This is a genomic window from Tunicatimonas sp., from assembly GCF_049647865.1.
Classification (GTDB): Bacteria; Bacteroidota; Bacteroidia; order Cytophagales; family Cyclobacteriaceae; genus Tunicatimonas.
Genome location: NZ_JBARYM010000279.1, coordinates 1 through 12,958 on the forward strand (window position 1 = coordinate 1; position 12,958 = coordinate 12,958).

9 protein-coding genes are annotated in these 12,958 nt (G+C 44.6%); 5 read left to right on the forward strand and 4 right to left on the reverse strand.

Annotated features, from left to right (window positions below):
• Positions 1 to 3,282: VCBS repeat-containing protein (locus WBA23_RS08495; RefSeq protein WP_424581845.1), on the reverse strand; the 3,282-nt coding region annotated here is incomplete at its 3' end.
• A 37-nt stretch (positions 3,283 to 3,319) separates the two neighbouring features.
• Between WBA23_RS08495 and WBA23_RS08500 the strand changes: the two genes are divergently transcribed.
• From WBA23_RS08500 to WBA23_RS08510, 3 genes are all read left to right on the forward strand, one after another.
• The gene (locus WBA23_RS08500) at positions 3,320 to 4,789 is read left to right on the forward strand and encodes a PQQ-binding-like beta-propeller repeat protein (RefSeq protein ID WP_424581846.1); all 1,470 of its coding nucleotides are present in this window, start codon (positions 3,320 to 3,322) and stop codon (positions 4,787 to 4,789) included.
• Between the two features lie 94 nt (positions 4,790 to 4,883).
• Positions 4,884 to 6,602, forward strand: coding sequence for a sulfatase-like hydrolase/transferase (locus WBA23_RS08505; RefSeq protein ID WP_424581853.1), 1,719 nt, complete (start codon positions 4,884 to 4,886; stop codon positions 6,600 to 6,602).
• A 1,064-nt stretch (positions 6,603 to 7,666) separates the two neighbouring features.
• Positions 7,667 to 8,899 carry a phage integrase SAM-like domain-containing protein gene (locus WBA23_RS08510; protein WP_424581847.1) on the forward strand — a complete coding sequence of 411 codons (1,233 nt, stop codon included), beginning with the start codon at positions 7,667 to 7,669 and terminating at the stop codon, positions 8,897 to 8,899.
• A gap of 87 nt (positions 8,900 to 8,986) precedes the next feature.
• On the opposite strand, the gene WBA23_RS08515 is transcribed toward WBA23_RS08510, so the two are convergent.
• Positions 8,987 to 10,033 carry a hypothetical protein gene (locus WBA23_RS08515; RefSeq protein ID WP_424581848.1) on the reverse strand — a complete coding sequence of 349 codons (1,047 nt, stop codon included), beginning with the start codon at positions 10,031 to 10,033 and terminating at the stop codon, positions 8,987 to 8,989.
• Positions 10,034 to 10,210: 177 nt separating this feature from the next.
• Between WBA23_RS08515 and WBA23_RS08520 the strand changes: the two genes are divergently transcribed.
• Together WBA23_RS08520 and WBA23_RS08525 are read left to right on the forward strand one after the other, a co-directional pair.
• Positions 10,211 to 10,426, forward strand: coding sequence for a hypothetical protein (locus WBA23_RS08520; protein ID WP_424581849.1), 216 nt, complete (start codon positions 10,211 to 10,213; stop codon positions 10,424 to 10,426).
• A gap of 111 nt (positions 10,427 to 10,537) precedes the next feature.
• Positions 10,538 to 10,963, forward strand: a complete 426-nt coding sequence (locus tag WBA23_RS08525) for a hypothetical protein (RefSeq protein ID WP_424581850.1) — start codon at positions 10,538 to 10,540, stop codon at positions 10,961 to 10,963.
• A gap of 37 nt (positions 10,964 to 11,000) precedes the next feature.
• Here the strand turns inward: WBA23_RS08525 and WBA23_RS08530 are convergent, their stop codons facing one another.
• Together WBA23_RS08530 and WBA23_RS08535 are read right to left on the reverse strand one after the other, a co-directional pair.
• A complete protein-coding gene (locus WBA23_RS08530; protein WP_424581851.1) occupies positions 11,001 to 11,474 on the reverse strand; it encodes a hypothetical protein in 474 nt (157 codons plus the stop codon).
• Between the two features lie 42 nt (positions 11,475 to 11,516).
• Entirely contained in the window at positions 11,517 to 12,848 is a 1,332-nt protein-coding gene (locus WBA23_RS08535) for a radical SAM protein (RefSeq protein WP_424581852.1), read from the reverse strand.
• Positions 12,849 to 12,958: the final 110 nt, after the last annotated feature.

A 12,958-nucleotide genomic window follows, 5' to 3' on the forward strand; every position in this document is an offset into this window, starting at 1 on the left:
GTGCAAAACTTGCAGAGAATCCGCGTAGTTGGAAATGAGTATTTTTCCGTGGCCAAGTGGTACCGCGTCCCTTACTTCCTGCGATACGTTTAGCTGGGTTTCTTTCCAAGGTAAAGGAACAAAAGCAGTATCCTGATGAAGCAGGACCACTCCGGTAAAGTTATCATTCCATCCCAGGGAGACACTGAGTTTGCGGTTGTTCCCCAAGCATAGAATATCGACCGCCCCATCGCTATCAAAATCATGGGTAACGAACGCATTGATCGGACCGGTTTGCGCTACTCGGGGCAAAGGCTTCACGGCAAACTCTTGGCCCTTTTGGTTCAGAAGAACCACACTTTGCATGTAGTTGGCCTCCTGCTGCCGAGGGGGCGTTCGGGAAAGAAGTAGCAGTTCGGGCATTTCCAAATCAGCAAAATCGTGGTAAGTCCGGTAAGTATTCCGCAGGGCGGGAAACTGCCGCAGCAGATCATCTCGTTGAAGGGCTGGGTACAACTTCTTATCACCTTGGCTATTCACGATGTGCCAGCCCAACAGTGGGTTTTCTTGTTGATCGCCATCCAAATCAGTCGCCACCAATACCAAGGGAAGATGATCAGCGTACGGATGGTTTAATCCCACATTTCCCGCGAGTATGTCGGGGTAGTTATCTTGATTCAGATCAGCAATATGCAGGCTTTGCCACCAACCTTGAAGAGAATCAATCTCGGGATATTCTTTTGTTTTTACATATTTTTCTGCCTGCCATTTCAGTACGTTGATTCCCTGCCACTCCCCGGTGTAAATGACTTCAAAACGTCCATCCTGATCCAGATCAGCTACTTCCGCGCAACTTACCATTCCTAGCTTTCCGCCTTCCGGCAAATACTGCTCGGATACATCAGTGAACGTACCGCGATCATTCCGTAGTAAATACGATTGAGGCGAAGCCGGAAAATTCCCGTTCACCATTCTTCCGAATACCAGTAAATCTTCGTCACCATCATGATCAAAATCCACCTTCACCACTTCTTTCGTAAATGTTTTCATGTCGGGTAGCCTATCTAGAGCCAATTCAAACCCTGCCGCTGATTGTAGGTAAAGCCGGTCTTGTAAGCTAGCATGACCATCGCGAAAGCTCACATTGCCACTCGCTACAAACAAGTCTAAGTCACCATCTTGGTCGGCATCCAACCACGCAGCATCCGTATCTTCGTACTGCCCTTGCTTCTCGAAATACTTCATAACCCACTGCCCGTCTTGCTGTAGCGAGAGAATAGTCATAGGCTGATTATTGGGCCCGCTTCCGACAAAAATATTTTTCGGCTGTGTTTCGTCATCCGGTACCAGCAGTGGGCCTTCCCTAGAAAAGGTCTGATACAGCAGAGGCTGGTTATAAATATCTCCGTAGGGATCAGCGGGTTGATGTTGCCAGTCGTAAGCGGTAGTCTGTGTCCAAACTTTGGTGTTAGGTGTTGCAGGCTGAATTGACGTTTGGAAGGCATCTGATTGGTGAAAAATATACGAAGTATCGCCCCGCAAATCTTCGTAAAGAGTGCTACTGCCATCCGGCCAAATAAGTTGTAAAGAATCGATAATTTCTTGTTTGTTTAATCCGAAATGAAACACAGCTTCCTGGGTAGATTGATAGCCCTGCACCGGATACAATTCCTGGTACTGAACCGACTCATTGGCGTACAAATAGGCTCTCGTTCCTAGAACCGGAATGCCCGCAGGGGTGGAAGCGTACACTTTGAGATAGTGGTTAGAATTGCTTTGGCTGGTGTTTTCGTAAATGGATGCCGGTTGATTAATATGGTTGATCACCAAGTCTAAGTCACCATCCAGATCTAAATCGCCGTAGGCAATACCGTTAGATAAATTCTCCCCGAACAATCCCCACTGCTTGGTTACCTCCGAAAACTGTAGGTTCCCCTCGTTCCGGAAGGCATAATTAGACAGTTGAATAGCCGGACGCTCACCAATGGCAGCTCGGTACTCGGGAGTGTTAAGACTTCCGGCGAAGAAGTTCTGATTTTCCTGATAGGCAATAAAATCCATGTCGGTGATGTTGCGAGCATAGCCATTCGCTACCACAATATCGTTGTCACCGTCCAGGTCAAAATCAGCCAGTACGCTGCCCCAACTCCAGTCCGTATCGTGGATGCCCGCCAACTGGGCTACTTCGGTGAAGATAGGTTTTTCGGAGGAATCGGCACCCAGGTTGATATGGAGGGCATTCTTCATAAACTGCTCCTGGTAACCGTAATCTTTGGCCAACAAAAAGCGGGTAAGGTTCATCGCCATCGCCATATTTTTCCGGCGATCGTTATTTTCGGGCAGCATATCCAAGGTGAAAATATCGTTCCTACCGTTGTTGTCTAGGTCCTTTACGAACACTCCCATGCTAAAATAGCTCTGGTTCTTGATAGTTTGAGCAGTTAGATTAGAGAATGTTTTGTTTTGCTGATTGATATAGAGCACATCATTGGTAAGATGGTCGTTAGCGATATACACATCGGGCCAGCCATCCAGGTTAAAATCCGACACGGCTACTCCCAAACTAAACCCTTCGTACACGATACCCGCTTCGCTACTTACATCTGTAAAGCCCGCCCCTTCGTTTAGCCGATTTTCAAACAGCAGATCAGCGTTAGGGGCCGAACCATCCTCACTTTTGTCGCGTACTACGTTCGGGTTATGATCATCAGGATCAGTATTGATCAGCAGCACGTCCAGATCGTTATCGCGGTCGTAGTCAAAGAAAACCGCTTGGGTGGTACTTTTATTCGTGTTTAATCCAAATTCTGGAGCTCGATCTATAAAAAGAGGATAGTTCTGATCGTCAGAATCCTGCTGAATAAAAAATAAGTTCTCCCTTCTTTCTGGTTGATTTGATCCGCCAACGCTAAGATAGACATCCATTAGTCCATCTTGATTGATATCCACCAAGCTGATCCCATTAACCCAACGATCGGTATAAAAACCGGCTTTTTCGGTAATATCTTCAAAAACAAACGGAGCGGATCCTTGGCTACCTCGGTTAAGGTACAGGCGAGTGGGAACCTGGTTACCTCCCAAGATAATATCCGGCAGTTGATCCGCGTTGAGATCACCGATAGCTACCCCACCTCCCCGATAAAAGTATTCTAACTCCATTAGGTTCATAGAGTCATTTTCGGAAATAGCGTTGGTGAATTTAATACCAGAATCGGAGCGTAGTTTAAACAGGGTATCACCGTCTTTTGATTGACAGCCAATCGCTGCCAAAAAGAAAAATAACCTTCCTACTAGTTTGAACATAGCAATCCAATTTTGCTTAATTTAGCTATTAGTTTATATGTTATACTGCTCTGTGCTCAAAAAATTACTCTTCATCCGGTATTCTCTGTGCGTAGCCTTTCTTTCTGCCTGTCATCAACCCGGTTGGGTAGCCACAATTGACGAGTCAGGTACTTATTCTTCGCCCCGGGTTTGCGATTTAACGGAAGATGGGGTTAAAGACATCGTCTTAGGTGCGGGTGGTTCTAAGGAGTGGGAGCCTTCGGAAAACGCAGTAGTAGCTATTGATGGGCAGCATGGGAAGTTGCTGTGGAAAGTGCCCGGCCGGAACCAGATAGTAGGTAGCCCCGTTTTTCTGGATGTTACTAACGATGGTATTAGTGATGTATTTATCGGTGGCCGATCCGCGCAGTTTTTCGCCATCGACGGAAGTTCAGGAGATTTGCTGTGGGAATATGAGCGCATAGATCCATACCGAAGTAAAGCGGATACCACAGTACTTAATTTCTTTACCCCGCAGATAATTCCTGATTGTAATCAGGATGGCTTGAGTGATCTTTTAGTTTCTTATGGTGGGTTTGTGAACGCGCGTCCCTGGGAAGATCAGCGGCCCGTCGGCTATCTTATGATTTTTTCTTCTGCCGATGGTGAGGTACTAGCGAAAGCCCCTATGCCCGATGGAAAAGAAACCTATATGTCACCCATAGTCTCAGAAGATGCTGTTTACTTTGGAACGGGGGGAGAAACGATAGCCGGTAATTTTTACCGAACGCCGATCAGTGATTTACTGGACGGAAAAATCGATGAAGCCATCTCGTTACTGGCAGGAAAAGAGAAGGGGTTTATTGCTCCTCCACTCCTTACTGACCTCACTGGCGATGAGGTGCTAGATGTTGTTATTAATGCTTATGAAGGCAAAACCATCGCTCTGAACGGTGAGGATCACACGGTACTGTGGGAGGTGAGTCCGGGAGAAGGGTACGAAACTCACGCTCAACCGGCTATCGGTCAGTTTGTGGGTGACCCCACTCCCGACTTCTTTGTGAATTACGGAGAAGGAACGTGGCCAGAAATTAGCAGGTCGTTACAGGTGCTGATTGATGGAAAAACCGGAGAGTATAACGTATTGGATTCATTGGGAAGTTTGCAGTACGCTTCGCCCGTTACAATCACTACTGCCAACCGAAATTTTGAGGAAGTGCTATTACCAGTTAATGTTTTTACGGAGACGGGTTACGCCCGGGAGAGCGGTTATCCGGCGAAAGCTCTTCGGGTGCAGCTCCGGAGGTTTGACTTTACCAGTGGCACTAATGAAGTATTTTACGAGGTATCCGGATCAAACCTGGGTGCTACGGTGCTACTAGAAGACCTAGATGCCGACGGGACGAGTGAGATAGTGTTCGTTCGCAATCATAATCCCTACAGTCTTTTTGAACATACTGGTTTAAGTATCCACTGTCTACCTGCCACTGATTACCACCCTACTAGGAGCAGTATACGGGAAAAAACAATGAGCGTACTTCTATAAATTTTTGACCATTAAATGATCACCCTGATAGGGCTACTCCACCTTTAAACCCAGTTCACTGTATGCGTAATCTCTTCTTCTTACTATAATTCTACTGCTACCATTAGCCAACGGTTGTCAGCAGCCTGATTCTGTTAACGAGCCGGAAGAGGCGAGCGAAAAGCTTTCTTTCCGACCGCATGTACTATGGTTGGTCACCGAAGATATGGGGCCTTACCTTCCGGCCTTTGGTGACTCTACTATTCAGACGCCTAACTTGAGCCGGTTAGCCGCTGAGGGTATTCGGTACCCCAATTTATTCTCTCCTTCCGGCGTGTGTGCTCCCAGTCGGGCCGCTATTGCCATGGGTTTGTACCCTTCTAGCTTTGGAGCCAATCACATGCGTACTAGCTCACACCGTGAGTTTACGGGTTTGCCCACCTACGAAGCAGTGCCCCCTCCCGAAGCTAAAATGATGAGCCAAGTCTTGCGTGAACAGGGATACTACTGTACCAACAACTTCAAGGAAGACTACCAATTTCAGAAACCAGTCACGGCTTGGGACGAATCTGGCCCCTTTGCCCACTGGCGAAACCGGAGTGACGGGCAACCGTTTTTTTCTATTTTCAACTTTACTGAGACTCATGAATCAGGACTGTTTGAGCCCTACGGCTTCCGCAACATAGAACAGCGGCACTATTCTTCAGGCGATACCACCTTTGATGTTAATGCGGGAAGTGACAACGTGAGAAGAGGCCGGATGAGCGAGGAAGAAACCACCGTGCATGTGGCTAAAGACCTTGACTTTCCTATTCCCCCTTACCTGCCCGACACGGAAACCATTCGTAGGGATATGTGGAAGATGTATAATAATATTGCTGAAATGGATCGTCAGGTAGGGGCTATTTTAGATCAGTTGGAGGCTGACGGACTCTTAGACAGTACGATTATCTTTTTCTATGCCGACCACGGAGGGCCGCTACCTCGCCAGAAGCGATTAATTTATGACTCGGGGCTTAACTCACCGATGATCGTTCGCTTTCCTAACGGATGGAAAGCCGGAGATATAGATGAGCAACTGGTTAGCTTCGTAGACTTCGCTCCCACAGTACTCTCATTAGCCGACATTCAACCGCCAAGTTACTTACACGGTCAGGCCTTTCTGGGTGAGTATCAGGTGGATGAAGAACGGGATTATGTGTATGCGGCAGCCGATCGTTTCGATGAGTTTACGGATGCTATCCGCGCCGTACGCGACCCCCAGTTTAAGTACATTCGCAACTACCGTCCCGAGCAGGGATATTACCTACCTATTAGCTACCGCGAGCAAATCCCTTCCATGAAAGAATTACGGCAACTGCAAGCTGAAGGTACACTCAATGAGAATCAAGCGCAGTGGTTCAGAGAAGGTAAACCACGAGAAGAACTATTTGACTGTAAAAACGACCCATATGAACTGCACAACTTAGCCAGTGACCCGCAGTATACTGAGAAGTTGACTGAGTTACGCGCTGAACTGGACACATGGATAAACGCCGTTGGTGACCAGCCCAACTTACCGGAACGAGAACTCATTGAGCAGCTTTGGAACGGCCAAGATGAGCAACCTACCACCAGTGCCCCTGAAGTAGAAGCATCAAATCAACAGATTGCTATTTCTTGTCCAACGGAAGGGGCTAATATTGGCTACCAGATTGTTAACCAACCTACTGAAGCTGAAAGTTGGCAAGTATACACTGAACCGTTTACTGCGCCGGAGGGAAGCCAGATAAGCGTTCAAGCCCACCGCATTGGCTACCAGCCTAGCAAAGTAATAGAAGTAAGTCTACCGTAGAACCAATAATTTTAAACTAATGCGTTTAACTCGTCTCTTAGTTGCAATTTTCCTAATTAACTCTTTACCCGCGTTCGCTCAAACCACCGCTTAGGTGTCGCAGCAAAATCAGGTGATAGAGTGAGTAGCTGCTGGGTGCACTGGGTTTTTCCTACGGAGTAGAGAGAATCTGGCAGTTTAATACCGAAGAAGAATTGTTCGGCGCTTCCCTAGTAGGCGATGCGTGGGGTAATGTGCCCTAGGAAACGGCTCATCAGTACTTATGTTCTACCTACATTGGTGCCGGTAAGAAAATACTGCAGGCATTGGACTGGCAGACACCGCAACCCTTCCCAGAAGGGACTAGTCGGCACGCGAATACCGAATATTCCAGCCGCATTGCTCCCAATCTACCGATGATTTACGCGGGGTCTACTTTTTTGATGCCATTCGCAACATTGAGTTACAACAGTTGAACAAAGGATGAAACTATCGCTACACTTTTATCAATCCGCTAAATGGAGTACACAATCTCAACGAGAGCTTTCTTGCTAGTGAAGATGGTACTTGGAAAGTGCCGCGAGAACCCATCAAACAAGACTGGGTGCTGATAGTGCAACCAGAATAAGAAAATAGATTACTACAACGAAATCTATTCTTACTTACACCTATGACTTGAGTTACTTACTAGTTAGCATCATTACTTGTTCACAGTAGCCAGACCACTTTTATTTCTTAAGCGACTATGATATATTTTACATTTGGTAAATAGCTACGCATACGAAAGTAGTTCACTGAATAGTTCACCTATTTCGTCATATATATTAGGGTCAAATGAATGATTTAAGCATAAAAAACCCTTTCAAATTATATGATTTGAAAGGGTTTAATGCAATTTGATAGGTTCGTCGGGGCGGCAGGATTCGAACCTGCGACCCCCTGCTCCCAAAGCAGGTAAAATACTGTATTCATATGGTTTGATATGTTTTTATATGTCTGATTATCAGTAGTTTATGTTTTAGGTAATTTCAGATTAAGCCATAAAATACCTATATTTGCTTGCAAATCGCTTGCAAATTTTTCTTATGGCAACAAACATCAAACTTCTGCTGGATACCCGCCGTGCACGAAAAGACGGGTCTTATCCATTAGTCATGCGCGTCTTACACGACCGCAAGAGTATCAATATTCCTTTGGGATACAGCCTGACTGAGAAAGACTGGGACAGTAAAAATGAGAAGGTAAAAAAGTCTTCAAATGTCGTAGAGAACACCACTCGCTTCAACAATGCGCTGCATAAGAAGAGGACTAAGGCTTACGATATCATTGCTCATCTGGACGATGAAGGTAAGCTCGCTCACCTAGCTATGGCTGACCTGAAAGAGACGCTAACAGGTGGTAAAAAGTCGGAGAAGAAAACGGTCTTCATTTTCCTGGAAAACCTCATCGCTGAACTTAAAAAAGCCCGTAAAGCCGGTAATGCTGATGTATACGGCCAAACGCTGAAACGCCTACAATCCTTTAGAAAGGGCAGAGACCTATCGTTTGAAGCCGTCAATTACACCTTTCTAACCCGTTTTGAGAATTGGCATTACGCCAACGGCTCAAGTGCAGGATCATTAAGCGTATACTTACGTACACTTCGCAGTGCCTACAACAAAGCCATCAAATCCGGTATGGTCTCAAAGGAAGCTTACCCTTTCACACATTACAAGATCAAAAGTCAGACCCCGGTACGAAGATCATTAACCGAGACTGAGTTTAAAGCCTTGCGGGATATTGCCCTAGAGCAGGGTTCCCCACTTGCCCATGCAAGGAATATGTTCATGGCCAGCTTCTTTATGCGGGGCATGAACTGGATGGATATGGCCTTGCTGAAGGTTTCGAGCATTCGGGGAGATTTTGAGCGGATACATTACGTGCGCCAGAAGACCGGCAAACCGTTTAGCATCAAGATCAGCCCGGTGTTAAAAGAGCTCTTGCTACCTTATATCGGTAAAGAATTCGGCCCGGATGACTTCATCTTTCCCATCCTCAAGCCGTCTGACCCACCGGAACGCTACGCTGACATTATACGAAACCGGCGCAAGCGGTTGAACAAGCGGCTCAAGGACATTGCGGCTCTGTGTGATATTACGCCTTTTACTATTTATACGGCACGGCATACCTACGCTACGACTGGTAAGCGGAAAGGTGTACCGACTGCTATTATCCAAGAAAGCATGGGACATGCTACCGAAGAGATCACGCAAACCTATCTGGACTCTTTTGAGAACACTGTGATTGATAAGTACGATGAGCTGATTATGAATGATTAATTTTTGGCAAAGGTGTTTTCATAGTAATGAAAGTGAATACCCTGACCTCAGATTGCGAGGGTATATATCTGTAGTTGTAAAGTTTGCCTATCGAATGGCGTAGTTTTTAACGGGTTGAATTCCCTTAATTAACCAATTCCCGTCGATGCAAGTGCAGGAAATTCGGCAAAGACGTGATACGGTAATATTTTCCTGACGATGCAACAAATCTTTGATTTGTTCTGGCTTTATACCGCATCTATACCATAAGTACTCGCTCAGAGCAGGTTCAAAAAATTTATGCAATTCAACTCTATTGAATTCTTTCATCCCAATTGCTGAGGCTGATTTTTGTAACTCTTTAATTTGGTTGATAAAAGCATTAATATTTGATACTGTTATCGTATTTAATTTACTTACATCATACGATGTATAAGTGATGATTTCGTCCTCATAGTAAACCTTACAAAGTATGTCATCTCCTTTATTTACGATTTCGAAAACATGAATATTATAGATGGAAACCGTATTAGTATAACCGACCCTAAATTTTTCAAACTCTTCTTCCCACCTCCGCTTCTGGAAGCTTGGTGCTAGCAAATTCCAAGCATCTTCGAGTTTTTCCTGAGAGATGAAACCGTAGAATCTATTAATGAGCTGTTTTATTACCACCATTTCTTTGGTTGGTGATACACTACCTGCTATGGACTTGGTAATGCTAGTATTTACCGGGTCATTTTCTCTTGGATTGCGGATTAATTCGTGGTTTTCTTTGTCATACACTTTTAGTCTTTCTATGTTTTCCTCTAAAAATCCAGGAAAATAATCCTCGAGAAATAGTTGATAAAGAATCTTAGCTTTCATTCCTGGCAAAGGTTTTTTTATCCCTTTAATGCTCTCAGGAATTTGTAAACCAAGATATTCTAAGGCTTTAATCATAGTCTCTACTTTAAGAGACACATAAGGATTTTTTTCTATATCTTGGCTAAGTTTACTGTAGAAATATAGTTCATTCCTTTCCTGCCCAAAAACAATTCGGAACTTGCTATTCCCTTTATCATCTTCTGCTTCCCACATTCTATAAGGTTCGTAGCCAGAGTAGCGATCTCGCTCCTTGGGAGTTAGCTCTTTTTCAGAAAATCTCTTTAATAACATGTCATATAGTTCTCGGTAAACCCTTGAGGAAATATGCATTTGTGAACGGGAACTCATTTGGGATAAAGGTTGATGGCTTTTCTAAAATTTCTAAAATAATCATAAATTTTTTAGAAATGCCAATATGACATCTTAGTTATTTCTAAAATGTCAAACTATAAATCTGATTAAGTATTTTTGCACGCCCATTGCTTAATTGCTATTCCGAATATTAAGGGACATCGGTTAGATGTATACTCCCTAAGCCAGGAGCGAATGGTAGAAAGCGAGGTAATAGAAGTTAGAGATGAAAGAGCTTATTTGAGGATGGTAGGCACTACGCTACTTTGGCAAAGCATTTTTGAAATGGCTCTTCGCTGTATCTCAACGAATAATGGTTTCATTGATTCATAGAGAGCATGTTGGCTCAATTGAATTCGGAGATCCAGTTAAAACGCCCCTTGACAACATTATGAAAACCATGTATAAGCCTGTTGACTTGTGTATATACATGGAGTTTTAAGAATGAAATATAACCTATTTTTCAGCAATCCTAAAGATAGCTTCAACATTTTCTTTTATGATGATAGCTATGATATATCTAACATGTCCTTCAATTACGATCGAAGAGGATATATGTTTGATGAACCTCTATTACTTGAGTCTCTTAGAATTAATTTCGTTGACGAGTCATCATACCTTTTAGATTACATGTCAGAAGAAGAAGTCTCTGATATTAATAATCCAGTCAACGACGAAAGCAAAAATAAAATAAAGTCATCTGTCTTTAGAGGTCTAGGCCAGTTCCTTACCGATATTATAAAGTGTGATGGATACAGTTGTTATCCAAAGTTTGAGGAAAACAAGTGTGATGTTGTAGAGTATCAGAAACTTGGAGGAAAAGAGGTCAATCTGATCGGTGAAGCTATGGTAATGATTGCAAAATGGTAGAACAGGCTGTATTGAATTTTTCAATATGTTCTGAACCTTAAGCACTACTATGCCGAATAAACCATCGCAGTTCTCTTTCCACCGCGACCTTGTTATCGTAGATATCCCGGCCATCTACTTTTAGCCTAAGCACGGCAAGCTGTTCTCGAACCTTAGCCATCTCTTTATCCGTATTACCTTCTCCAAATTCCATGGAAAAAACTGCATCGTAGGAGCCAGGCAGAATAATCTGCTTTACAAATTCCGTAACCGGTATGTGTTGATAGGAGCGCGGATTGAGGTCTAAACAATTCTCTATATTGGTGTAATGCTTGCTATCTTTGGTAAAAGTAAGCTTTTCCACAATCAAAGGCCCAACACCATTGTTTTCAATATGGACAGACAATAATTTGCCCCGATCCGTTAGGGTAATCTGGGCTATAGGCTTTAGAGACTTTTCATTATGCCGCCGCTGAAGATGCAACTCATAAAAGGTGGCGAGCAAAGCCAGTAGGGAGATTGCGAGTACCAAATTCCGACCATCCTAACCGATAGATGTTGATGCGCGTATGGGCTATACCATTCCATGTTTTTGCAAAAGGTGCAATCGCTCTTTGGCTTGGAGGTCATAATACATGGGGATCACCTGATGATAGAGGCTACATTGCGGGTCTTTCCCATCAACCCGATACACAGGGCATCCACTGGTACAGACCGATCGGTACCGACAGGTTTTACAATCCTCGGACTTCGTCTCTTCGTGATGCTCACCCTGCTCAATCATCTCTACCAAATCCAGTTTCGGATTGAAAATGGACGAGCCTGGATGTTGTTCCTGTCCAAAATGCACATGGCAATACTTCAAGGAGCCATCTACGTAAATTGCCCCACCCGAAAAGCCGGAGGTGCAAGTCTGAAACCCTAGTTCATTAGGCTTCAAATCGCAGAACTGATACCTTTGGGCAAATTGCCAACCAGATATTATAGCCTCTTCCATGATGGCATAGGATTCAAACAGATACTGTTCCAGTAAGTCCGCCTGGATTGCCTCGCCTTTAACAATGGAGTAGCGAAAAGGAACATCCAGGGCGATAAGGTACCGAGTGAGCTCCGGCAATCCGGCCAGATTATGGCTGCTAATTACCGTATTGACCGAGACTGGAATATTTTCCGCCAAGAGCTTTCGCACATTCGTATCCACTACGTGGAATGAACCTTTTCCTGATCTAAATTTCCGGGTGGCATCATGCATATTTTCTACACCATCTAAAGAGATGCCGTAACTTATACCGTACTCTTTGGAGAGTTTCAGAATATCCTCATTGAGGATAGTCAGATTGGTAATAAATGCTATGTCCAGCTTGCATCCTAAATCCGCCAATACGCGAGCCGCTCTAGGAACAAAGTCTTTCCAAGCTTTGAACTGGCTTAGGGGTTCGCCCCCGGCCAGGCGAAGCTTGGCATGCTTGATGCCTCTTCGTCTTACTGTTTCGGTGAGTTTTAACAGAAGCTGTTGTTGCACCTTGTTCGACATTCCCTTACGGGTGTTCAGAGTAGAGATGTAACAATAGCTACACCCGAGATTACAGGCATCAGTGGTGTGAATCCAAAAGTTCAGCGATTTAGGTTCTTTTAGTCGTTGCGGTACGCTGAACGCATCATCAAACCGCACAATATCGGTTTTGCTCAACAACACCAGGAACTTCTTCAGTTCTTCCGATGGAAGGCCGAAACGGTGAGACAGCGCGTCCAGATCATCACGGTCGTTAATCGCCTTAAGTATCTCGTATTGGGTACGGTTCAGAAGCCGAAACGAATTCGGATAGGAACAGTTGACTGCATACCCGTACTGCTCGTTGATCCGGTTAACCAGCAGTTCTGCTGCCTTCCGGGGTATTAATCTCATCGTCATCTTGAATAGAGGTGTACCCTGAGCAGTCGCAATTACCGGTTACCGCAGTAAGACTTGAACAGCTTTCGCCTAATGTCTCTTCCAGGACAGCGGCATCATCAAAC

Coding starts and splice junctions, on each gene's coding strand:
- WBA23_RS08500 (WP_424581846.1), top strand. CDS start 3,320: ATGTTATACTGCTCTGTGCTCAAAAAATTACTCTTCATCCGGTATTCT.
- WBA23_RS08510 (WP_424581847.1), top strand. CDS start 7,667: ATGGCAACAAACATCAAACTTCTGCTGGATACCCGCCGTGCACGAAAA.
- WBA23_RS08515 (WP_424581848.1), bottom strand. CDS start 10,033: ATGTTATTAAAGAGATTTTCTGAAAAAGAGCTAACTCCCAAGGAGCGA.
- WBA23_RS08525 (WP_424581850.1), top strand. CDS start 10,538: ATGAAATATAACCTATTTTTCAGCAATCCTAAAGATAGCTTCAACATT.
- WBA23_RS08535 (WP_424581852.1), bottom strand. CDS start 12,848: ATGAGATTAATACCCCGGAAGGCAGCAGAACTGCTGGTTAACCGGATC.